General features: G+C 68.9%; 16 protein-coding genes and 1 pseudogene. 15 read left to right on the forward strand and 2 right to left on the reverse strand.

The features are described 5' to 3' along the window. The first annotated feature begins 208 nt into the window (after window positions 1–208). From rplJ to greA, 10 genes and pseudogenes are all read left to right on the forward strand, one after another. A complete protein-coding gene (gene rplJ, locus FVA80_RS26630) occupies window positions 209–727 on the forward strand; it encodes a 50S ribosomal protein L10 (RefSeq protein ID WP_007566048.1) in 519 nt (172 codons plus the stop codon). A gap of 49 nt (window positions 728–776) precedes the next feature. Then, window positions 777–1,154: a 50S ribosomal protein L7/L12 gene (gene rplL / locus FVA80_RS26635; protein ID WP_147897404.1), complete on the forward strand. Its 378-nt coding sequence runs from the start codon at window positions 777–779 to the stop codon at window positions 1,152–1,154. Window positions 1,155–1,398: 244 nt separating this feature from the next. Next, window positions 1,399–5,523: a DNA-directed RNA polymerase subunit beta gene (rpoB, locus tag FVA80_RS26640; RefSeq protein ID WP_147908997.1), complete on the forward strand. Its 4,125-nt coding sequence runs from the start codon at window positions 1,399–1,401 to the stop codon at window positions 5,521–5,523. 172 nt (window positions 5,524–5,695) lie between these two features. Further along, window positions 5,696–9,904, forward strand: a complete 4,209-nt coding sequence (rpoC, locus tag FVA80_RS26645) for a DNA-directed RNA polymerase subunit beta' (RefSeq protein ID WP_147908996.1) — start codon at window positions 5,696–5,698, stop codon at window positions 9,902–9,904. Between the two features lie 409 nt (window positions 9,905–10,313). Next, window positions 10,314–10,640: pseudogene (locus tag FVA80_RS32070) on the forward strand (MOSC domain-containing protein); the annotation flags it as partial. After that, a complete protein-coding gene (locus FVA80_RS32075; RefSeq protein WP_281407073.1) occupies window positions 10,629–10,856 on the forward strand; it encodes a 3-alpha domain-containing protein in 228 nt (75 codons plus the stop codon). The pseudogene FVA80_RS32070 and the gene FVA80_RS32075, both read left to right, overlap by 12 nt. A 226-nt stretch (window positions 10,857–11,082) precedes the next feature. Further along, the gene (locus tag FVA80_RS26660) at window positions 11,083–12,183 is read left to right on the forward strand and encodes a cell wall hydrolase (RefSeq protein ID WP_147909002.1); all 1,101 of its coding nucleotides are present in this window, start codon (window positions 11,083–11,085) and stop codon (window positions 12,181–12,183) included. Between the two features lie 314 nt (window positions 12,184–12,497). Then, window positions 12,498–13,097: a hypothetical protein gene (locus FVA80_RS26665; protein ID WP_147908994.1), complete on the forward strand. Its 600-nt coding sequence runs from the start codon at window positions 12,498–12,500 to the stop codon at window positions 13,095–13,097. Between the two features lie 121 nt (window positions 13,098–13,218). Then, window positions 13,219–14,205, forward strand: coding sequence for an MDR family oxidoreductase (locus tag FVA80_RS26670; RefSeq protein WP_147908993.1), 987 nt, complete (start codon window positions 13,219–13,221; stop codon window positions 14,203–14,205). A 45-nt stretch (window positions 14,206–14,250) separates the two neighbouring features. Next, the gene (gene greA / locus FVA80_RS26675) at window positions 14,251–14,727 is read left to right on the forward strand and encodes a transcription elongation factor GreA (protein ID WP_147908992.1); all 477 of its coding nucleotides are present in this window, start codon (window positions 14,251–14,253) and stop codon (window positions 14,725–14,727) included. Between the two features lie 3 nt (window positions 14,728–14,730). Here the strand turns inward: greA and FVA80_RS26680 are convergent, their stop codons facing one another. Continuing rightward, complete coding sequence (locus tag FVA80_RS26680) at window positions 14,731–15,603, reverse strand: LysR family transcriptional regulator (RefSeq protein ID WP_187193520.1); 873 nt, start codon at window positions 15,601–15,603, stop codon at window positions 14,731–14,733. A gap of 140 nt (window positions 15,604–15,743) precedes the next feature. Between FVA80_RS26680 and wrbA the strand changes: the two genes are divergently transcribed. Continuing rightward, window positions 15,744–16,340 carry an NAD(P)H:quinone oxidoreductase gene (wrbA, locus tag FVA80_RS26685; RefSeq protein ID WP_147908990.1) on the forward strand — a complete coding sequence of 199 codons (597 nt, stop codon included), beginning with the start codon at window positions 15,744–15,746 and terminating at the stop codon, window positions 16,338–16,340. Between the two features lie 142 nt (window positions 16,341–16,482). Here the strand turns inward: wrbA and FVA80_RS26690 are convergent, their stop codons facing one another. After that, on the reverse strand, window positions 16,483–17,481 hold the full coding sequence (locus FVA80_RS26690) for an L-threonylcarbamoyladenylate synthase (RefSeq protein ID WP_147908989.1): 999 nt from the start codon (window positions 17,479–17,481) through the stop codon (window positions 16,483–16,485). A 135-nt stretch (window positions 17,482–17,616) separates the two neighbouring features. Here FVA80_RS26690 and FVA80_RS26695 point away from each other — a divergent pair, with 135 nt between their 5' ends. The 4 genes from FVA80_RS26695 to FVA80_RS26710 all read left to right on the forward strand — a co-directional run bounded on the left by FVA80_RS26695 (window position 17,617) and on the right by FVA80_RS26710 (window position 22,802). Further along, entirely contained in the window at window positions 17,617–19,356 is a 1,740-nt protein-coding gene (locus tag FVA80_RS26695; protein ID WP_147908988.1) for an acyl-CoA dehydrogenase, read from the forward strand. Between the two features lie 10 nt (window positions 19,357–19,366). Continuing rightward, the gene (locus FVA80_RS26700; protein ID WP_147908987.1) at window positions 19,367–20,134 is read left to right on the forward strand and encodes an enoyl-CoA hydratase-related protein; all 768 of its coding nucleotides are present in this window, start codon (window positions 19,367–19,369) and stop codon (window positions 20,132–20,134) included. Then, window positions 20,131–20,976 carry an SDR family NAD(P)-dependent oxidoreductase gene (locus FVA80_RS26705; protein ID WP_187193521.1) on the forward strand — a complete coding sequence of 282 codons (846 nt, stop codon included), beginning with the start codon at window positions 20,131–20,133 and terminating at the stop codon, window positions 20,974–20,976. The genes FVA80_RS26700 and FVA80_RS26705 overlap by 4 nt, the downstream gene beginning before the upstream one ends. Window positions 20,977–21,113: 137 nt before the next feature. Then, window positions 21,114–22,802: a B12-binding domain-containing radical SAM protein gene (locus FVA80_RS26710; protein ID WP_147908986.1), complete on the forward strand. Its 1,689-nt coding sequence runs from the start codon at window positions 21,114–21,116 to the stop codon at window positions 22,800–22,802.

The raw sequence follows: 22,802 nt of genomic DNA on the forward strand, positions 1-22,802 counted from the left end.
ACTTAGGAAAAGCCTCGCTTCGGCATGTGCCGCGGAGGGGTGTCGGTTTGAACCAACTCACCCGAAACGGCCCTCACGGGCACGTGCGGGGACAGGGCCGCGAAGCGTCGTTCGGACGTTCCCGGTCTCTTGAAGGCCGAGACGACGTCCGGGCGGCATGTGCAACCGGCGGACCCGATTTCGGGTTCCGCCAACCGGAGAGAGCCCAGTGGACCGGACAGCTAAAGCTGACCTCGTCTCGACGCTCAACGGCGTGTTCAATCAGAGCGCCGTCGTCGTCGTGGCCCACTACAAGGGCCTCACGGTCGCCGACATGCAGAAGCTGCGTTCGCAGATGAAGCAGGCCGGCGCCACCGTGAAGGTCGCCAAGAACAGCCTCGCCGGCATCGCACTCGATGGTACGGACGTCGCCTCCATCAAGCCGCTCCTGAAGGGCCCGACCCTGCTCGCCTATTCCGGCGACCCGGTCGCAGCCGCGAAGGTCGCGGTCGATTTCGCCAAGACGAACGACAAACTCGTGATCCTTGGCGGCGCGATGGGGAAGACAACCCTGAACCCGGACGGCGTGAAGGCCCTCGCCTCGCTCCCGTCCCTCGACGAACTGCGCGCCAAGATCGTGGGCCTGGTACAGGCGCCCGCGACCAAGATCGCTCAGGTCGTCAATGCGCCGGCGGCCAAGCTCGCCCGCGTGTTCGGGGCCTATGCCACCAAGGACGAGGCCGCTTGAGGCCCTTCAAAAACCCATCGTTCGAACCGATATCTGAGAGGAATTGATAATGGCTGATCTTGCCAAGCTCGTCGACGACCTGTCCTCGCTGACCGTTCTCGAGGCCGCCGACCTGGCCAAGATGCTCGAAGAGAAGTGGGGCGTCTCGGCTGCCGCCGCCGTCGCCGTCGCTGCCGGCCCGGCCGCCGGTGGCGCCGCTGCCGCCGTCGAGGAGCAGACCGAGTTCACGGTCGTGCTCGCCGCCGCTGGCGACAAGAAGATCGAGGTCATCAAGGAGGTCCGCGCGATCACCGGCCTCGGCCTCAAGGAGGCCAAGGACCTCGTCGAGGGCGCTCCGAAGCCGGTCAAGGAGAGCGTCACCAAGGACGAGGCCGAGAAGCTCAAGGCCCAGCTCGAGAAGGCCGGCGCCAAGGTCGAGCTCAAGTAAGTCGACGATGGGCCATATCCGGCCCATCACCCCACGGAGGCCCGTCCTGGGCCTATCGTGACTGGAGCCCGCGGGTGCAGCACCCGCGGGCTTTAGGCCGCTTCGGCGGAGGGCCCTGAAAACGGGCCAGAGAGATTCGGTTCGGTGGCGCGGTCCGGCGGGGCGCGCGTTACGGCCCGGCGCGGGAGGTCCCTTTCGGGAACGCTTCCCCGGGCGCGAGGCACGCGGGATGGAGCGAGTTCACATGGCCAACACGCTGGTCGGTCGCAAGCGCATTCGGAAGTTCTTCGGCAAGATCAAGGAAGTCGCCGAGATGCCGAACCTCATCGAGGTTCAGAAGGCATCCTACGACCAGTTCCTCATGGTCGACGAGCCGGAGGGCGGCCGCGGTGACGAGGGCCTCCAAAGCGTGTTCAAGTCGGTGTTCCCGATCTCGGACTTCGCCGCGACGGCCCTGCTCGAGTTCGTGCGCTACACCTTCGAGCAGCCGAAATACGACGTCGACGAGTGCCGCCAGCGCGGCATCACCTTCGCGGCCCCGCTGAAGGTGACCCTGCGGCTGATCGTGTTCGATGTCGATCCGGACACCCAGGCCAAGTCGGTCAAGGACATCAAGGAGCAGGACGTCTACATGGGCGACATGCCCCTGATGACGGAGAACGGCACCTTCATCGTCAACGGCACCGAGCGCGTCATCGTCTCGCAGATGCACCGCTCGCCGGGCGTGTTCTTCGACCACGACAAGGGGAAGACCCACTCGTCGGGCAAGCTCCTGTTCGCCGCCCGCATCATCCCGTATCGCGGCTCCTGGCTCGACGTCGAGTTCGACGCCAAGGACATCGTGCACGTCCGTATCGACCGGAAGCGCAAGCTGCCGGCAACGTCGCTGCTCTACGCGCTCGGACTGGACGGCGAAGAGATCCTGTCGACCTTCTACAACCGCGTGGTCTACGACCGCGACGGCGCCGAGTGGCGCGTGCCGTTCGACCCCGAGCGGATGAAGGGCATGAAGGCCACGGTCGACCTGATCGACGCCGATTCCGGCGAGGTCGTGCTCGAGGCCGGCAAGAAGCTCAACGCCCGCAACGCCCGTCAGATCACCGACAAGGGCACCAAGTACCTCAAGGCGACCGACGAGGATCTGGTCGGCCAGTACATCGCCGAGGACCTGGTCAACACCGAGACCGGTGAGATCTGGGCCGAGGCCGGCGAGGAGATCTCCGAGAAGCTCCTGAAGAGCCTCGACGAGGTCGGCATCATCGAGCTGCCGGTGCTCGACATCGACCACGTCAATGTCGGCCCCTACATCCGAAACACGCTGGCGGTGGACAAGAACTCCAACCGCGAAGGCGCGCTGTTCGACATCTACCGGGTCATGCGCCCGGGCGAGCCGCCGACCCTCGACACCGCCGAGGCGATGTTCCACTCCCTGTTCTTCGATTCCGAGCGCTACGACCTCTCCGCGGTCGGCCGCGTGAAGATGAACATGCGTCTCGACCTCGACGCTGCCGACACCGTCCGCACCCTCCGCAAGGAGGACATGCTCGCGGTCGTCAAGGCGCTGGTCGAGCTGCGCGACGGCAAGGGCGAGATCGACGACATCGATCACCTCGGCAACCGCCGGGTGCGCTCGGTCGGCGAGCTGATGGAGAACCAGTACCGCCTCGGGCTGCTCCGCATGGAGCGCGCGATCCGCGAGCGCATGAGCCAGGTCGATATCGACACGGTGATGCCGCAGGACCTCATCAACGCGAAGCCCGCGGCGGCGGCGGTGCGCGAGTTCTTCGGCTCGTCGCAGCTCTCGCAGTTCATGGATCAGACCAACCCGCTCTCCGAGGTGACGCACAAGCGCCGCCTGTCGGCGCTCGGCCCAGGCGGTCTGACCCGCGAGCGCGCCGGCTTCGAGGTGCGCGACGTGCACCCGACGCATTACGGCCGCATCTGCCCGATCGAGACGCCGGAAGGCCCGAACATCGGTCTGATCAACTCGCTGGCGACCTTCGCCCGGGTGAACAAGTACGGCTTCATCGAGACCCCGTTCCGCCGCGTGCGCGACGGCGTGGTCACCAATGAGGTCGCCTACCTCTCGGCCATGGAGGAGGCGAAGTACTACGTCGCCCAGGCCAACGCCCAGATGGACGAGAACAAGAAGCTGACGGAGGACCTCGTGGTCTGCCGCCGCGCCGGCGACGTGATCGTCGTCGGTCCCGAGCGCGTCGATCTCATGGACGTCTCGCCCAAGCAGCTCGTCTCGGTGGCCGCGGCCCTGATCCCGTTCCTCGAGAACGACGACGCCAACCGCGCCCTCATGGGCTCGAACATGCAGCGGCAGGCCGTGCCGCTGGTCCGCGCCGACGCACCGTTCGTCGGAACCGGCATGGAGGCGGTGGTCGCCCGCGATTCCGGTGCCGCTATCGCGGCGCGCCGCTCCGGCATCGTCGATCAGGTGGACGCCACCCGTATCGTCATCCGGGCCACCGAGGAGGCCGACGCCACCAAGCCGGGCGTCGACATCTACCGCCTGCAGAAGTTCCAGCGCTCCAACCAGTCGACCTGCATCACGCAGAAGCCGCTGGTCCGCGTCGGCGAGCCGGTGAAGAAGGGCGAGATCATCGCCGACGGTCCCTCGACCGAGTTCGGCGAGCTGGCGCTCGGCCGGAACGTGCTCGTCGCGTTCATGCCGTGGAACGGCTACAACTTCGAAGACTCGATCCTGCTCTCCGAGCGGATCGTGAAGGATGACGTGTTCACCTCGATCCACATCGAGGAGTTCGAGGTGATGGCCCGCGACACCAAGCTCGGGCCGGAGGAAATCACCCGCGACATCCCGAACGTCTCCGAGGAGGCGCTGAAGAACCTCGACGAGGCCGGCATCGTCTACATCGGTGCCGAGGTGAATGCCGGCGACATCCTGGTCGGCAAGATCACCCCGAAGGGTGAAAGCCCGATGACGCCGGAGGAGAAGCTCCTGCGCGCCATCTTCGGCGAGAAGGCCTCGGACGTGCGCGACACCTCCCTGCGGGTGCCGCCGGGCGTCACGGGCACGATCGTCGAGGTCCGGGTGTTCAACCGCCACGGCGTCGACAAGGACGAGCGCGCCCAGGCGATCGAGCGCGAGGAGATCGAGCGGCTCGCCAAGGATCGCGACGACGAGCAGGCGATCCTCGACCGCAACACCTACGCCCGCCTGGCGGACGTGCTGATCGGTCAGGCGCCGGTGGCCGGCCCGAAGGGCTTCAAGAAGGACACCACGCTCACCCGTGAGCTGATCAACGACTACCCGCGCTCGCAATGGTGGCAGTTCGCCGTCATCGAGGACCGTCTCATGACCGAGATGGAGGCGATGCAGAAGCAGTACGACGAGTCGAAGAAGCGCCTCGAGCAGCGCTTCCTCGACAAGGTCGAGAAGCTGCAGCGCGGCGACGAGCTGCCCCCCGGCGTCATGAAGATGGTCAAGGTCTTCGTGGCGGTGAAGCGCAAGATCCAGCCGGGCGACAAGATGGCCGGTCGGCACGGCAACAAGGGTGTCGTGTCGCGGATCGTGCCGATCGAGGACATGCCGTTCCTGGAGGACGGGACCCATGCCGACATCGTGCTCAACCCGCTGGGCGTGCCCTCGCGCATGAACGTCGGCCAGATCCTGGAGACGCACCTGGGCTGGGCGGCTGCGGGCCTGGGTCGCAAGGTGTCCAAGGCGGTGGATGCCTATCTGAAGTCGCACGACATCGCGCCGCTGCGTCAAGAGATGGAGGCGATCTACTCCCCGGGTGAACTCGATGGCCTGACCGACGAGGAGCTGGCCGAGGCCGGCAACAACGTCCGTCGCGGCGTGCCGATGGCCACTCCGGTGTTCAACGGTGCCAAGGAGGCCGACATCGAACAGATGCTCGAGATGGCCGGCCTCGACCGCTCGGCGCAGTCGACGCTCTACGACGGGCGGTCCGGCGAGCCCTTCGACCGCAAGGTGACGATGGGCTACATCTACATGCTGAAGCTGCACCACCTGGTGGACGACAAGATCCACGCCCGGTCGATCGGCCCGTACTCGCTCGTCACCCAGCAGCCGCTGGGCGGCAAGGCGCAGTTCGGCGGTCAGCGCTTCGGCGAGATGGAGGTCTGGGCGCTGGAGGCCTACGGCGCGGCCTACACGCTGCAGGAGATGCTCACGGTTAAGTCGGACGACGTGGCCGGCCGCACCAAGGTCTACGAGGCGATCGTCCGCGGCGACGACACCTTCGAGGCCGGCATCCCGGAATCGTTCAACGTGCTCGTCAAGGAGATGCGCTCGCTCGGCCTCAACGTCGAGCTGACGTCCTCCAAGAAGGCCGCGAACGACCAGCTCGAGCCGCCGGCCGACGCCGCCGAGTAGCGGCGGTCGCACGACAACCTCCCGTGGCGGCGTCGGGCCGCCACGGTCGAGCGGGGAGGGGCGGGGCCTCCCATGACGACGGCCAGCGGCGCTCGAACGGGGCGCGGCGCCGGATCTTTTTCAGGACACGATGGCCCGGCGCGGGGCGATCGGCGTCAACAAGGAGCGGATCATGAACCAAGAGGTCATGAACCTTTTCAACCAGCAGGCCACACCGGTCAGCTTCGATCAGATCAAGATTTCGATCTCGTCGCCGGAGAAGATCCTCTCCTGGTCGTACGGTGAGATCAAGAAGCCCGAGACCATCAACTACCGGACCTTCAAGCCCGAGCGCGACGGCCTGTTCTGCGCGCGCATCTTCGGGCCGATCAAGGATTACGAGTGCTTGTGCGGCAAGTACAAGCGCATGAAGTACAAGGGCGTCATCTGTGAGAAGTGCGGCGTCGAGGTGACGCTGGCGCGCGTCCGGCGCGACCGCATGGGCCATATCGAGCTGGCCGCCCCGGTCGCCCATATCTGGTTCCTGAAGTCGCTGCCCTCGCGCATCGGCCTCCTGCTCGACATGGCCCTCAAGGACCTCGAGCGGATCCTGTACTTCGAGTCCTACTGCGTCATCGAGCCGGGCCTCACCCCCCTCAAGGAGCGTCAGCTCCTGTCGGAGGAGGAGTACCTGCGCGCCCAGGAGGAGTACGGCGAGGACAGCTTCACCGCCATGATCGGCGCCGAGGCCATCCGCCGGATCCTTCAGGAACTCGACCTCGACAAGATCGCCAACGATCTGCGCGAGGAGATCGCGGTCACCACCTCGGAGCTGAAGCCGAAGAAGCTCCTGAAGCGCCTCAAGATCATCGAGGCGTTCCAGATGTCCGGCAACAAGCCGGAGTGGATGATCCTCACCGTCGTCCCGGTGATCCCGCCGGACCTGCGCCCGCTGGTCCCGCTGGATGGCGGCCGCTTCGCCACCTCCGACCTGAACGACCTCTACCGCCGCGTCATCAACCGCAACAACCGCCTGAAGCGGCTGATCGAACTGCGCGCCCCCGACATCATCATCCGCAACGAGAAGCGGATGCTGCAGGAGGCGGTGGACGCGCTGTTCGACAACGGCCGCCGCGGCCGGGTCATCACGGGTGCCAACAAGCGCCCGCTGAAGTCGCTCGCCGACATGCTGAAGGGCAAGCAGGGCCGGTTCCGCCAGAACCTGCTCGGCAAGCGCGTCGATTACTCGGGTCGTTCGGTCATCGTGGTCGGCCCCGAGCTGAAGCTGCACCAGTGCGGCCTGCCGAAGAAGATGGCGCTCGAGCTGTTCAAGCCGTTCATCTACGCGCGGCTGGACGCCAAGGGCTTCTCCGCAACGGTGAAGCAGGCGAAGAAGCTGGTCGAGAAGGAGAAGCCGGAGGTCTGGGACATCCTCGATGAGGTGATCCGCGAGCACCCGGTGATGCTGAACCGCGCGCCGACCCTGCACCGCCTCGGCATCCAGGCCTTCGAGCCGAAGCTAATCGAGGGCAAGGCGATCCAGCTGCACCCGCTGGTCTGCGCCGCGTTCAACGCCGACTTCGACGGCGACCAGATGGCCGTGCACGTTCCGCTGTCGCTCGAGGCGCAGCTGGAAGCCCGCGTCCTGATGATGTCGACCAACAACATCCTGCACCCGGCCAACGGTCAGCCGATCATCGTGCCGTCGCAGGATATCGTGCTCGGCCTCTACTACCTGTCGATCGTGGCCGAGGGCTCGAAGGGGGCGTTCAATCCGGACAATCCCAAGAACCCGATGCAGGGCGTCTTCGGGGACATGGGCGAGCTGGAGCATGCGCTCGCGGCCAAGACCGTGTCGCTGCACACCAAGATCAAGTGGCGCTGGACCGGTATCGGCCCGGACGGCGAGCCGCTGACCAAGACCTACGACACCACGCCCGGCCGGGTGATCCTGTCCGGCGCGCTGCCGAAGCACGCCAAGGTTCCCTACGACGTCGTCAACAAGCTGATGACCAAGAAGGAGATCTCGGCGATGATCGACACCGTCTACCGCCACTGCGGTCAGAAGGAGTCGGTGATCTTCTGTGATCGGATCATGGGCCTCGGCTTCAACCACGCGTTCAAGGCCGGCATCTCGTTCGGCAAGGACGACATGGTCGTGCCGGACAACAAGTGGTCGATCGTCGACACCACGCGCACGCTCGTGAAGGACTACGAGCAGCAGTACAACGACGGCCTGATCACCCAGGGCGAGAAGTACAACAAGGTCGTGGATGCCTGGGCCAAGTGCTCGGACAAGCTGGCCGCCGAGATGATGAACCGCATCTCGAGCGTCCAGAAGGACGAGAACGGCGCCGACAAGCAGGTCAACTCGATCTACATGATGAGCCACTCGGGCGCCCGTGGTTCGCCCGCCCAGATGAAGCAGCTCGCCGCCATGCGCGGCCTGATGGCCAAGCCGTCGGGCGAGATCATCGAGACGCCGATCATCTCGAACTTCAAGGAAGGTCTGGACGTGCTGGAGTACTTCAACTCCACGCATGGTGCCCGTAAGGGCCTCGCCGACACCGCCCTGAAGACCGCCAACTCCGGCTACCTGACCCGCCGCCTCGTCGACGTGGCTCAGGACGCGGTCATCCGCGAGGTCGATTGCGGCACGACCAACGGCATCAAGATGCGCGCCATCGTGGATGCCGGCCAGGTCGTGGCGACGCTGGCGACCCGCATCCTCGGCCGCGCCACGGCCGAAGATCTGGTCTCGGCCGACGGCACGGTGATCGTGAAGACCGGCGAGACCATCGAGGAGCGGCACCTGCCGGCCATCCAGGCTGCGGGCATCCAGGAGGTGAAAATCCGCTCCGTGCTGGTCTGCGCCACACGGAGCGGCGTCTGCGCCACCTGCTACGGGCGCGATCTCGCCCGCGGCACGCCCGTCAACATGGGCGAGGCAGTCGGCGTCATCGCGGCGCAGTCGATCGGCGAGCCGGGCACCCAGCTCACCATGCGCACCTTCCACATCGGTGGTGCGGCGCAGATCGCCGACTCGTCGTTCATCGAGTCGAGCTTCGAGGGCACGATCAAGATCCGCAACCGCGCGATCGCCAAGAACACCGATGGCGACTTGATCGCCACCGGCCGGAACGTGGCGGTCGTGATCGTCGGGTCGGACGGGGTCGAGCGGGCGGTCCACCGCCTGCAGTACGGCGCCAAGCTCCGGGTCGACGAGGGCGACAAGATCAAGCGCGGCCAGCGGATCGCCGAGTGGGACCCCTACACCCGTCCGATCCTCACCGAGGTCGACGGCATCGTGGCCTACGAGGATCTGGTCGATGGCCAGTCCATGACCGAGACAACCGACGAATCGACCGGCATCGCCAAGCGCGTCGTCGTCGACTGGCGCGGTTCTGCCCGGACCTCGGACTTGAAGCCCGCCATGGTGGTGGTGGACCGGGACGGAAAGCCCGTGAAGCTGCCGCGCGGCTCGGATGCCCGCTACTTCCTGCCCGTCGACGCCATCATCGGCTTCGATCCGGGCGGCAAGGTGCAGGCCGGCGACATCCTGGCCCGCGTCTCGACCGACTCGGCCAAGACCCGCGACATCACCGGCGGTCTGCCGCGGGTGGCGGAGCTGTTCGAGGCACGGCGCCCGAAGGACGCGGCGATCATCGCCGAGAAGTCGGGCACCATCGCGTTCGGCCGCGACTACAAGAACAAGCGCCGGCTCACGCTGACGCCGCATGACGGCTCGGAGGCGGTGGAATACTTGATCCCGAAGGGCAAGCACATCCACCTGCAGGACGGCGACGTGGTGGAGCTCGGCGACTACATCGTCGACGGAAACCCGGCGCCGCACGACATCCTGGCGATCAAGGGCGTGGAGGAACTCGCGGCCTACCTCGTCAACGAGATCCAGGAGGTCTACCGGCTCCAGGGCGTGTCGATCAACGACAAGCACATCGAGGTGATCGTCCGGCAGATGCTGCAGAAGGTCGAAGTGACCGACGGCGGCGACTCGGACATCCTGGCGGGCGACCAGATCGACCGCACGGAGCTGACCGAGTTCAACGAGAAGCTGCTCGCCGAGGGCAAGAAGCCGATCCAGGGCGTCCCCGTCCTGCTCGGCATCACCAAGGCGTCCCTACAGACGAAGTCGTTCATCTCGGCGGCCTCGTTCCAGGAGACGACCCGGGTGCTCACCGAGGCGGCGGTCAACGGCAAGGTCGACCATCTGGAAGGCCTCAAGGAGAACGTCATCGTCGGCTCGCTCATCCCGGCGGGCACGGGCTCGATGGTGGCCGACATCCGCGCTGTGGCGCGCCGTCGCGACGCGATGATCCTGCAGCAGAAGCAGGCCGGCAGCGCCGCGGATCCGATGGAAGGCCTGCCGCCCGCCGCCGAGTGATCGGTACGGGAGCGCAGACGCAAGGAGGGGCGGCCGAGAGGCCGCCCTTTCTTTTGCCGGCTTCGATCAGCCGGCCACGAAGATCAGCACGGACGCCACCTGCGCGCCGTTTCCGCGCAAGCGATGGGGCAGGCTGCCATCGTAGGTGCGCAATCGCCCGCCCCCAGCGCGATGAGGCGGTCGGCTACCGCCAAGTCGGCGGCGGCCGATTTCCCGAACAGTTCCGCCATCTGGGTACCGAGCGCCTGGGCGATCGCCTCCAGCGTCCCGACCGAGGGCGCTTTCTCGCCGCGCTCGATCCGGGACGGGTGCCCCTTGTGGGTGCCGGCGGCGGCCGCCAGCGCTTTGAGGGTCAGACCGCGGCGGTGGCGGAAGGCGCGACGGCGACAAGCAAGCAGACCGGCGCCATCACGGCGGTCCCGAGAAGGCCGTGCACCAGTACGCGTTCGATCATTACATCGGCTGTCGGCTGGAACTGCCGGAGGCGGAGCCGTCGCTCCTCGTGCGGCCCGGTGCCTTTGGCGAGAACCTGTCGACGTCCGGCCTGACCGAACGCCACATCTGCGTCGGCGACCTGTGGCGCGCCGGTTCGGCCCTGCTGCAAGTCAGCCAGGCCCTGCAGCCCTGCTGGAAGCTCAATCACCGCTTCGCCATCGCCGACATGGCCCACCGGGTCCAGGCGAGCGGGCGGACCGGCTGGTACTCCCGCATCGCCGAACCGGGGATGATTGTGCCGGGTGATCGCCTGCGCCTGATCGAACGTCCGCATCCGGTCTGGCCGCTCGCCCGGCTTCTGCGCGTCTTCTACGTGGACCGGCTGGATCGCGATGCCCTCGTGGGCATCGCCGATCTCGCTGCGCTGTCGCCGTCTTGGCGGGAGCTGGCCCGGCGGCGTCTCGACAGCGGCAGGGCCGAGGATTGGACGGGGTGGATCGAAACGCCCCGCGGTTGAGGGGGCGCGGGTCGGAATGCCGTCCCCATTCGGGTGTGCGTCCAAAGTCGCGCTTAACCCGACCTCAACCATGCCGGCGGATAAATCCCGGACCGCACCGGAACCGCCGTCATCGGTGGGCGGGATCGCGGATGGGGTTGAGTAAGACAGGTCTGTAGCCGTGGGCGTGAGACGAGGACGACGGGAATCGAGCCTGCGCTGGCTCTCGGCCGCCCTGACGCCCTGGATGGCGGGGCTCGGCCTGCTGGTCTCGTTCACGGCCGATGCCGGAACCGAGAACGCCATCGGCTCGAGCCGGCTCGGGGCGATCGACGCCTTCACGGTGCCGGCCCTGCCGCCCGGCACCGCGCTGATCGGGTCCGCCCTGCGGCGCAGCGCCGACGAGCCACTCCAGGGCGTGTTCAAGACCGGCGCCCACGTCTTCCCGGTTGTGCAACGCCAGACCAAGGGTGACCCGTTCCGGCCGCCGGCCGCGAGTTTCGCCAGCCGCGCCGCCGCCTTGCGCGAGACCGGGGCCGCCCTGGTGTTCGGCGACGTGACCGGCAGCGTCAGCGGCGTGCTGAGCGCGGGTTCGGCGGTCTGGGATCCGGAGGCCGAGCCGGAGGCCGGCTTCGTGCCGGTGCCCGATCTCGGCTTGACCACGGGGTCCGGCAGCGCCGCCTCCACGGGCGAGAGCAGCGCCGACCTGACCGGGGATGGCGAAACCGAGCGCCGCTACGACGGCTCGACCCCGCCGGTACCCCGGGCGGTCGCCCTGTCGTCGACCACACCTGCGCCCGCGGACGCGATCCCGATCGAGGTGGCGGCCGCAAGCCTGGCGCTGCCCGACTTCGCGATCCGCCCCGAGCGACCCGGGATCCTTCAGTCGGTCCCTGAGGATGCCAGCCGGCGCTACGCCGACCTGATCGACCCGGAATCCCTCGACAAGGAGCAGCGCTGCCTGTCGGAGGCGGTCTATTTCGAGGCCCGAAGCGAATCCGAGGCCGGCCGGGCCGCCGTGGCTCAGGTGGTGTTGAACCGCGTGAAGAGCGGCCTCTATCCGAGCAGCGTCTGCGGCGTCGTCTACCAGAACCGGCACCACTACATGGGCTGCCAGTTCTCCTTCGCCTGCGAGGGCAAGTCCCTGCGCATCACCGACGCGGGCGCATGGGAATCCGCCACCCGGATCGCCCGCTCGGTGATCGAGGGCCGGACCTACCTCGCCGAGGTCGGGGCGGCGACCCACTATCACGCCGACTACGTGCGGCCGGGCTGGGCGCGCCGCCTGCGCAAGATGGACGTCATCGGGCGGCACATTTTTTACCAGCTCAAGCCTGGGCAGACGTGAGGGTCTGTCGGCCGGAATGCCGGTCCTCGCCCTCATACTGAGGCGCAATGGGCTGGTGGAGCGCTGATCAGGCTCGGGGCGAGCCGCTGCCGGACCCCGTGGCGCCGCTTCTGGGGCAGCGTTAAGGATTAGCACCGATCTTCGATCGCATCTTACCTAGGTAGTGGATCGCTAAGCAGTCCAAACCGAGGGTTAATTTTACCTTCATTCCGAACTCTGCTTGCGAGTCGGGCAACGACTCTGGCCTGTAGTGCGTCGAGACCAGCGCCGCCTTTGCGCAGCATCTCGCCCGTACCGCGTACCAGAGGACTTCCATGACCGCGCCGGTCGCACGCTCCACCCTTCTCGCCGCCGCCTTCGGCGGCCTGCTGTTCGCAGCCCCCGCGCAGGCCGGCGGCTGCTACGGCTCCGCATGCTACCGCCACGTCACGACCCCGCCGGTCTTCGATACCGTGCAGGAGAACGTGCTGGTCCGGCCGCCACGCACGGTCTATCGCACCACGCCGCCGGTCTACGACACCGTGTCCGAGCGCGTGATGGTCGCCCCCGGCGGCCGCGTCTGGCAGACGAGCCGCGGCCCCGGCGGCGAGCTGATCGGCTGCTGGATCGATACGCCGCCGCGCTTCGCCGTGCGCAGCCGGACCGTCCTCGTGCGGCCCGCGCAGTCGATCCCCGAGACCATCCCGCCGGAATACGCCACCGTCAGCCGGCGCGTCCTGGTGGCGCCGGCCCGCTCCGGCTGGGTGCCGGCCGGCGGCGGGTACGGCGGTTATGCGGGTGGCTACCGCTCAGCCGCCTATGGCGGTCCCTTGGTCGGCTCGATCCCGGATGCCGTCGGCATCACCGGTGCGAGCTCCGCCGATATCGGCGTCGGCCTCGGCTTCTCCACGGGCAGCCGCTACGACGGCTACTGATCGGTCGATCGACGCCCTCGTCCTGGAGCGCGCCCCCGGGACGAGGCCTCGGCGTTTGACGGGGCTGCCTTGATTCCGGGCATCCCGGCGACACCTAACCGTGGATAGACGGGAGGTGACGATGGGGACGTTCAAGGCCTGGGTGGTCGACAAGGGCGAGGCTGGGCAGAGCCTCGCGTTCCGCGATGTCGACGAGTCCGAGCTGATGGACGGTGACGTCACCGTCCGGGTGACCCACTCGACCCTCAACTACAAGGACGGGCTCGCCCTCACCGGGACATCACCGGTGGTGCGCCGCTTCCCCATGATCCCGGGGATCGATTTCTCCGGGGTGGTCGAGACCTCGGATCACCCGGAGTACAAGCCCGGCGACGCCGTGGTCCTCACCGGCTGGGGTGTCGGCGAGACGCATCTCGGCGCCTATGCGCAGCGTGCCCGGGTCAAGGGCGACTGGCTGGTGCCGCTGCCCGAGGGGCTCAGCTCCGAACAGGCCATGGCGATCGGTACGGCCGGTTACACCGCGATGCTGGCCCGGATGGCCCTCGACGCCCACGGGCTGACGCCGGCGCACGGGCCGGCGATCGTCACCGGGGCGTCGGGCGGTGTCGGATCGGTGGCGGTGGCGCTCCTGGCGCGGGCCGGCTGGCACGTGATCGCCTCCACGGGGCGGGACGGCGAGGCCGATTACCTCAAGGGCCTCGGCGCCGCCGAGATCCTCGACCGCACGGAACTGTCCAAGCCCGGCAAGCCGCTGGGCAAGGAGCGGTGGGCGGCCGGCATCGACGCGGTCGGCTCCACCACCCTGGCCAACGTGCTGGCCCAGACCCGCTCCGACGGCGCAGTCGCGGCCTGCGGGCTGGCCCAAGGCATGGACCTGCCGACCTCCGTGGCGCCGTTCATCCTGCGCGGCGTCTCGCTCCTCGGGATCAACAGCGTCACCACCCCGCAGGCGAAGCGCCGCGCGGCCTGGGCGCGCCTGGCCCGGGACCTTGATCTCGACACGCTCGCCAGCATGACGCGCCGGGTCAGCCTGGAGGAGGTCGGCCGGCTCGGGCCGGAGATCCTGGCCGGCCGGATCCGCGGGCGGACCGTGGTGGAGGTCGGCTGAAGCTTCGCCTGGAACCCTTGCCGTTCCCGCCGCATTGCATCTCTTATGAGCGTAGCATTCGTCAAAGAGCCCGAGGGCGGGGAAGCCTTCGAGAATCTGCCCGACCGTCCCATCTCGCCGCACACGAACTTCGTCACGCCGGACGGCCTGACGCAGATCGAGGCCGAGGTCGCGCGTCTGGAGCGGGAACTCGGCACCCTGGATCACGCCGACAAGGCGGAGGATTCCCGGATCGGGCGGGATCTGCGGTACTGGCTCGCCCGCAAGAACACCGCGCAGGTGGTCGAGCCGATCGACGGCCAGACGGTGCATTTCGGCGCTACCGTCACGATCCTGCGCGAGGACGAATCCGGGAAAGAGACGAAGCAGACCTTCCGCATCGTCGGCGAGGACGAGGCCGACCCGCACAAGGGCTCGATCTCCTACGTGGCCCCGCTCGCTCAGGCGATCACCGGCAAGAGCGTGGGTGACGTGGTCGAGGTCAACGGCAGCGAAGTCGAGGTCGTCGAGATCCGCGCCTGAACCTTACCGGCCCTCGAAGCGGGCCCGGAGCGGCAGGATCGCCTCGGCGAGATGCTCCATGAAGGCCCGGACCCGTCCGGCATGGCGCAGGTCGGGGTGGGTCAGAACCCAGAGGTCCGCCCCGATCTCCGGGTGTGGGCCGGAGAGCCGGCGCAGGGCGGGATCGGTATCCGCCTCGAAACACGGCAGCGGCCCGATCCCCAGTCCGGTCGTCACCGCTTCCTTCAGCCCCGTCACCGTGTTGATCCGCAGGCGAACTTTCTCCGGCGGTGCCCGCGTCTGGAGGAAGGATGCGAACAGGCCGCCCCCCACCGTCGAACCTGGAACCACCCAGGCTTCGTCGGCGAGATCGCCATAGGTCTGCCCGGCGCGTCCGTAGATGGCCCAAGCGAGACCGGTGAGACGGCGCCCGACCAGGGACTCGCTCGGGCTCCGGCTCGCGCGGATCGCCACGTCGGCGTCCCGGCGCGATAGGTTCAGCGCTTCCTCGGCCAGGATCAGGTCGATACGGATCTCCGGGTAGCGTGCGCAGAACGACGCCAGGATCGGCATCAGGATCCCGGTCGCGAAGTTCACCGGCGCCGTCACGCGCAACTCCCCGGAGGGCGTCTGCCCTTGGCCGGCGACCGTGCGGGAGAACCGGGTCACGTCGGTCTCGATCCGGCCGGCCGCCTCGATCATCGCCACGCCGGCCGGGGTCGGCACGTAGCCGGTGCGCAGGCGCTCGAACAGGCGCACGTCGAGCCGGGCCTCGATCGAACCGAGGCGCCGGAACGCCGTGGAATGATTGATCCCGAGCTGCATCGCGGCCGCGGTCAGGCCGCCCCGCTCGGCGACGGCTTTCACGAAGCGGAACTCGTCCCAGTCGAGCGACACGCCCGCCTCCTTGCATCCCTGCAAGGGCGTTCTTGCGTGGCGGGGCATTTTTGCAAAGCACAAAACGCGCGATGGAGATGCCACCGCGCCGCCCGGAGGATCTCGGCGGCGCTCCGCAACCCGAGACGGGAGATCGTTCGATGGCCAAGGTCCTGGTGCTGTACTACTCGACCTACGGACACGTGGAGCAGATGGCGTATGCCGTCGCCGAGGGCGCCCGGGAGGCCGGCGCCGAGGCGGTTGTGAAGCGCGTGCCGGAGCTGGTGCCCGAGGATGTCGCCCGGCAGAACCACTTCAAGCTCGATCAGACCGCGCCGATCGCCACTGTGGATGAGCTGCCCCAGTACGATGCGATCATCTTCGGGACGCCGACCCGCTACGGCAACATGGCCGCGCAGATGAAGCAGTTCATCGACCAGACCGGCGGCCTGTGGATGAAGGGTGCGCTGGTCGGCAAGGTCGGCTCGGTCTTCACCTCCACGGCCTCGCAGCACGGCGGCCAGGAGACGACGCTGACGAGCTTCCACACCGTGCTGTTCCACCACGGCATGGTGGTGGTCGGCCTGCCCTACGCGTTCCCGGGCCAGGTGGGCGTCGAGGCGGTCAAGGGCAACACGCCCTACGGCGCCAGCACGATCGCGGACGGCGACGGCTCGCGCCAGCCGAGCGCGGTGGAGCTGGACGGGGCCCGGTTCCAGGGCCGCCACGTGGCCGGGATCGCGGCCAAGCTGGCCTGACAGGACAGCGCAAGAAAAAAGGCTCGGATTGCTCCGAGCCTTGAAGGAAAAAGGCCATTTGGGGGCTGAGAAGGCCTTCGTGAGCAGTGAACGGGTCGCGGCGTCATCCGTTCCACGGCGCCGATAAAAATAACCGTCGCCCTCAACGGGGTGCGGCGGCGCGGGCAAGGCGGTCGCGGATCGCCTCGCCCAGGCCGTCCGGGGGGATCGGCACCACCGCGATGGTGGCGGCCCCGGAGGTATCGAGCGTGCGCAGCGCCCCGAAGAGGCGGGATGCCGCCTCCGCCGGATCGCCTGCCGGGCTCAGGTTCAGGCTCACGCGGGCCTCCGCGTGACCCTCGGGCCGCCCGGCCCCGAACAGCAGCAGGGCCTCACCCGGTTCCACGCGCGTCACGTCGAGGCGCACCCGCGCCCGGGGCGCGTAATGCGAGGCGAGCATGCCGGGGCCCGCCGGCCGCTCGGCCTCGTCCATCACGGGACCCACCGGCTCGAAGCCCAGCACGGCGCGCAGCGCCGCCCGGGTGATCCCGCCCGGGCGCAGCAGGCGCGGGATGCCGTCGAGACACGCCACGACCGTCGATTCGACGCCCACCTGCGTGTCCCCGCCATCGAGCAGGGCGGCGATCCGCCCGGCGAGGTCGTCGAGCACGTGATCGGCCCGGGTCGGGCTGACGCGGCCCGAGCGGTTGGCCGAGGGCGCCGCCACCGGACGGCCGACGGCCTCCAGCAGGGCGCGGGCGGTCGGATGTCCGGGGACCCGCAGGGCGACGCTGGACAGGCCGGCCCGGGCGAGGTCGCAGACCCGCGTACCCGGTCCGGCCGGAACCACGAGGGTCAGGGGCCCCGGCCAGAACGCCGCGGCGAGGCGCTGCGCGGATCCGTCGAAGCGGCCCTCGGCGAGCGCCGCATCGATGTCGGCCAGGTGGGCGATCAACGGGTTGAAGCGCGGCCGCTCCTTGGCGGCGAAGATCCGCGCCACCGCGGCGGCGTCGGTGGCGTCGGCGCCGAGCCCGTAGACCGTCTCGGTGGGGAAGGCCACGAGCTCGCCCGCCCGCAGTAGCGCCGCGGCCTGGGCGAGGCCGGCGGTGTCGGGGTCGAGCCGCCGGGTCGCGGCCGGGACCGTTGACCCGGGATCGTTCATGCGGGAAGCCGTGGCGAAGTGATGGCGGCGCGCCCGTCGCGCGCCTATCCTGGGGCCGCCGTAGCCCCGGTGCCCGGGCGCGGTCAAACCCGCCCCGGGATATGAAGCGGGCGGGCCGAGAGGAGCGACGACCCGATGAGCTACCGCGCCCCCGTTCCCGAGATGCTGTTCACCCTCCGGCACGTGGCCGGGCTGGACGGATTCGACCCGGCCGACGCCGAGGCGATCCTCACCGAGGCGGGGCGGATCGCCGGACAGGTGCTGGCGCCGCTGAACCGGGTCGGCGACCGGCACGGCACCCCGTTTGCCGACGGATCCGTCACCACGCCCCCCGGCTGGCGCGCGGCCTACCGCACCTTCACGGACGGGGGCTGGAACGGCCTCTCGGCCGAGGCCGACCATGGCGGCCAGGGCCTGCCGAAGCTGGTCGAGGCCGCCTGCACCGAGATGTGGAACGGCGCCAACCTCGCCTTCGGCCTCTGCCCGCTGCTCACCCAGGGCGGCATCGAGGCACTCGCGGCCCACGGCTCCGAGGACCTGAAGGCGCGCTACCTGGAAAAGCTCATCACCGGCGAATGGCCCGCCACCATGAACCTGACCGAGCCGCAGGCGGGCTCGGACCTCGCCCTGCTGCGCACCCGGGCCGAGCGCGCCGGCGACGGCACCTACCGGATCACCGGAGCCAAGATCTACATCACCTACGGCGAGCACGACCTGGCGGACAACATCGTCCACCTCGTGCTGGCCCGCCTGCCCGACGCGCCGGCCGGCACCCGCGGCATCTCGTTGTTCCTTGTGCCCAAGGTGCTGCCGGACGGGTCCGTCAACGACCTGCGCTGCTCCGGCGTCGAGCACAAGCTCGGCATCCACGCCTCGCCCACCTGCTCGATGGCCTTCGGCGACACCGGCGGCGCAGTCGGCTGGCTGATCGGGCAGGAGAACAAGGGGCTGGCCTGCATGTTCACGATGATGAACGCGGCCCGGCTCAATGTCGGCCTGCAGGGCGTCGGCGTCGCCGAGGCCGCGACCCAGCGGGCGCTCGCCTACGCGCAGGAGCGCCGGCAGGGCCGGGCGGTGGGCGCGGCCGAGCCGACGAGCCCGATCGTCGCGCATCCGGACGTGCAGCGGATGCTGCTGACCATGAAGGCCTATACGGCGGCGGCGCGCGGGATCTGCTACCTCACGGCCGCCGCGCTCGACGCTTCCCGGGGCCCGGAGGGGCAGGCCGCCCTCGACCGGGCCTCCCTGCTGACCCCGGTGGCCAAGGCCTTCTCGACGGATCTCGCCAACGAGGTGACCTCGCTCGGCGTGCAGGTCCATGGCGGCATGGGCTTCGTCGAGGAGACCGGCGCGGCCCAGCTGATGCGCGACGCCCGCATCCTCGGCATCTACGAGGGTACCAACGGTGTCCAGGCCATCGACCTCACCGCCCGCAAGCTGCCTCTGAACGGCGGCGCGACAGTCCGGTCGCAGATCGCCTGGATGCGGCGGGCCGCGGAGGGGCTGCTTAAAGCGGGCGATCCCGCCTTCGGCCACATGGCGGCGCGGCTGCGCGACGGGATCGGCAGCCTCGACCGGGCGACCAGCCACCAGCTCGCGGCGCTGACCTCCAACCGCCCGAACGCGGCGCTCGCCGGCGCGACCCCGTATCTGCGCCTGTTCGGCCTCGCCCTCGGCGGCGCCTGCCTCGCCCGCAGCGCGCTCGCGGCCGCCGCCGATCTGAAGGCCGGCGAGACGGACCCGGCCCTGGCCGCCCGGATCGCGCTGGCCCGGTTCTACGCCGAGAATCTTCTGGTAGCCTCGGGTGGGCTTGAGCAGAGCGTCGTCGAAGGCGGGACCTTCACCGACGATGCCGCGCTGGCGCTGGCGGTTTGAGGGGGCGGACATGGCCGACACCATCGCGATCACCGACCTCGAAGGCGGCGTCCGCCTGATCACCCTGAACCGGCCGGAGAAGAAGAACGCCCTCACGGGGGCGATGTACGACGCGATGCGCGCGGCCCTGGCGGAGGCGGATGCGTCCGAGGGCATCGGCGCCGTGGTCTTCGCCGGGCAACCCGGGATGTTCAGCGCCGGCAACGACCTTGCCGACTTCATGGGCAGCGCCGCGGGCGGTTTCAGCGCCTCGCCGGCCCTGGCCTTCATCCGCCAGCTCGCCCGCACCCGCACGCCGATGGTGGCGGCGATCGACGGGATTGCGGTCGGCATCGGGGCGACGCTCAGCCTGCATTGCGACCTCGTCTATGCCAGCCCGGCGGCGCGGCTGCGCATGCCGTTCGTGGAACTCGGCCTCGTGCCGGAGGCGGCCTCGAGCTACCTGCTGCCCCGGCGGGTCGGGCGCCTCAAGGCGACGGAGCTGCTGCTCCTGTCCAGCCCGCTCGACGCCGACGAGGCGCTGGCACTGGGCCTCGTCAACGCGGTGCTGCCGGCCGACATGCTTCTGGAGCAGGCCATCGCCCAGGCGGCCAAGCTCGCGGCCCTGCCGCGCGGCGCGCTGGCGGCGTCCCGGGCGCTGATCCGCGGTGACCAGGCGCAGGTCGAAGCGGCCCTGGAGGCGGAGGCGCGGGCCTTCGACGCGCAGCTGCGCTCGCCCGAATCCCAGGAGCGGCTCGCGGCCTTCCTGACGCGTGCCAAGCCCGCCGCGTCGGCGTGAGCACGCCCCCCGATCTGTCCCACAAGATCTGCCTGGTCGCCGGCGCCTCCCGGGGCGTCGGGCGGGGCCTGGCCCGGGCCCTCGGCGAGGCCGGGGCCACCGTGATCGTCACCGCCCGCTCCAGCGAGACCGGCCCGCGCACCGAGATGCGGCCGGAATCGATCGAGGACACCGCCCGCCTGGTCGATGCAGCCGGCGGGCGCGGCCATCACTACCTCTGCGACCACCGCTCGGAGCGAGCCACGGATGAGCTGATTCATTGGGCGCTGCGCCGGTTCGGGCGCATCGATGTCGCGGCCTGCAGCGTCTGGGGCGGCAACGAGGGCTACGACGGCGAGCGCTACCCGGACGGGGCCGGCTGGGGCACGCCGTTCTGGCGCCGGTCGGCCGAACCGTATCTGGGGTTCCTCCAGGCCGGGCCGCTGCCGGCGCTGCTGCTCGCCCGGGCGGTCGCCCCGTCCATGGTGGCGGCGCGGTCCGGCTTGATCGCGCTGGTCTCGTTCGGGACCGAGGATTACCTCGGCGACGTGTTCTACGATTCCGCCAAGGCTGCGACCAACCGGCTGGCGCTCGCCTTCGGGCAGGACCTCGCGCCCTACGGCGTGACCGCGCTCGGCCTCTCGCCGGGCTTCGTCGCCACCGAGCGCGCCCGGGATCTCGGGCAGGACGAGCGGGCCACCGAGGGGCCGCTCTATGCCGGCCGGGCGCTCGCCGCCTTGGCCGCCGACCCAGACGTCGCCACCCGGGCCGGAGCCGTGCTGCACGCGGGCGACCTCGCCCGGATCTACGGCTTCAGCGATGCCGACGGCACCCAGCCGGAGCGCTTCCGCGTCGGGCCCTGACCGCCCCGCCGAAACCGGTTCGACCCGCCGCGGGAGCGAAAAACGGCCTTAATTCTCCGGCACGCTCGTCCGTAATTGGCCGCTTCGGCACTTCGGTGTTTGAGCCGGCTCACTTCGGTGCGACGAGGAAAACAAGCATGTCGGATGCGAATACAGCCCCGCGCGTGCTGATGGTATTCCCCAAGTTCTACGAAAACTCGATGTGGAACTTCAAGGAGGCCATGGAGCTGCAGGGCGCCCGCGCACCCGCGCCGCCGCTGGGCCTGATCACACTGGCCGCGATGCTGCCGCCGGCCTGGCAGGTGAGCTTGGTCAACCGCAATTGCGAGGACCTCACCGACGCGCAGATCCTGGCGGCCGACCTGGTGATGACCGGCGGCATGCTCCCCCAGGAGCCGGACTGCCTCGTCGTGATCGACAAATGCGCGGCGCTCGGCGTCCCGGTCTGCGTCGGCGGCCCGGCCCCGACCTCGACCCCGGAGATCTACGACAAGGCCGACTTCCTGGTGCTGGGCGAGGCCGAAGGCATCCTCGCCACCTTCGTGGAGGCCTGGGAATCTGGCGCCCGCCGCGGCCGGTTCACCGCGGAGAAGTTCAAGGCGGACGTCACGACCAGCCCGATCCCGCGCTTCGACCTCCTGAATTTCAGCCACTACCTGTATATCGGTGTCCAGTTCTCGCGCGGCTGCCCGTTCACCTGCGAGTTCTGCGACATCATCGAGTTGTACGGTCGCTCGCCGCGCACCAAGACCACGCCGCAGATGCTGGCGGAACTCGACCGGCTCCACAGCCTCGGCCATCGCGGCCATGTCGACTTCGTGGACGACAACCTGATCGGCAACAAAAAGGCGATCAAGCTGTTCCTGCCGCACCTCATCAAATGGCAGGAGGCGCACGGCTACCCGTTCAAGTTCTCCACCGAGGCCTCGCTGAACCTCGCGGACGACGACGAGCTGCTCGGGATGATGCGGGACGCGAACTTCTTCGCCCTGTTCACCGGGATCGAGACGCCCGACGAGGCGACGCTGATCCAGACCCAGAAGAAGCAGAACACCAAGCGGTCGATCGCCGACAGCGTGCACAAGCTCTACGAGCACGGCATGTTCGTCACCGCCGGATTCATCGTCGGCTTCGACACCGAGAAGGACAGCATCAGCAAGGCGATGTCGCTGTGCATCAGCCAGACCGGCATCCCGATCGCGATGGTCGGCCTCCTCTACGCGATGCCGAACACCCAGCTCTCGCGGCGCTTGCGCAAGGAAGGCCGCCTGTTCGAGAACTTCGCCTACACCACCGCCGAGCAAGGCGACCACTGCACGCAAGGGCTCAACTTCGTGACCCTGCGCCCGCAGCAGGACGTGCTCGCCGATTACCGGGACGTGCTGGCCGAGATCTACGACCCGCCGAACTTCTTCGCGCGCGTCCGCGAGATCTCCCGCCGGGTGAAGCGGCCCAAATTCGCGGCCCACAAGCTCGACTGGCGCCACATCGCGCGCGATCTGGGGTCGCTGCTGCGGATCTGCTGGCGGATGACCGTGCGACGGCCCGAGCTGGCCAAGCACTTCTGGGGCGTGTTCCTGCAGACCGCCCGCCACAATCCGGCGGCCCTGGAGGCCGTGGTCACCAACATGGTGATCTACCTCCACGTCTACCCGTTCTCGCGCTACGTAATCCGCGAGATCAACGGCCGGATCGCCGAACTCGAAGCCGGCCGCTGGGTGTCGCCCCCGATCCTGGCCCCCGAAAAAGACAGCGGCGCCAAGGCCGCCCCGGTCGGCAAGGTGGTCGCCCGCGCCGAGGTCAAGCACCTCGCCGCGGTGGCCTGA

It is taken from the genome of Methylobacterium sp. WL1 (assembly GCF_008000895.1).
Lineage (GTDB): Bacteria > Pseudomonadota > Alphaproteobacteria > Rhizobiales > Beijerinckiaceae > Methylobacterium.

Coding starts and splice junctions, on each gene's coding strand:
- wrbA (WP_147908990.1), top strand. CDS start 15,744: ATGGCCAAGGTCCTGGTGCTGTACTACTCGACCTACGGACACGTGGAG.
- FVA80_RS26665 (WP_147908994.1), top strand. CDS start 12,498: ATGACCGCGCCGGTCGCACGCTCCACCCTTCTCGCCGCCGCCTTCGGC.
- rpoB (WP_147908997.1), top strand. CDS start 1,399: ATGGCCAACACGCTGGTCGGTCGCAAGCGCATTCGGAAGTTCTTCGGC.
- FVA80_RS26695 (WP_147908988.1), top strand. CDS start 17,617: ATGAGCTACCGCGCCCCCGTTCCCGAGATGCTGTTCACCCTCCGGCAC.
- FVA80_RS26690 (WP_147908989.1), bottom strand. CDS start 17,481: ATGAACGATCCCGGGTCAACGGTCCCGGCCGCGACCCGGCGGCTCGAC.
- rpoC (WP_147908996.1), top strand. CDS start 5,696: ATGAACCAAGAGGTCATGAACCTTTTCAACCAGCAGGCCACACCGGTC.
- FVA80_RS26670 (WP_147908993.1), top strand. CDS start 13,219: ATGGGGACGTTCAAGGCCTGGGTGGTCGACAAGGGCGAGGCTGGGCAG.
- FVA80_RS32075 (WP_281407073.1), top strand. CDS start 10,629: ATGATTGTGCCGGGTGATCGCCTGCGCCTGATCGAACGTCCGCATCCG.
- FVA80_RS26660 (WP_147909002.1), top strand. CDS start 11,083: ATGGCGGGGCTCGGCCTGCTGGTCTCGTTCACGGCCGATGCCGGAACC.
- rplL (WP_147897404.1), top strand. CDS start 777: ATGGCTGATCTTGCCAAGCTCGTCGACGACCTGTCCTCGCTGACCGTT.
- FVA80_RS26710 (WP_147908986.1), top strand. CDS start 21,114: ATGTCGGATGCGAATACAGCCCCGCGCGTGCTGATGGTATTCCCCAAG.
- FVA80_RS26700 (WP_147908987.1), top strand. CDS start 19,367: ATGGCCGACACCATCGCGATCACCGACCTCGAAGGCGGCGTCCGCCTG.
- greA (WP_147908992.1), top strand. CDS start 14,251: ATGAGCGTAGCATTCGTCAAAGAGCCCGAGGGCGGGGAAGCCTTCGAG.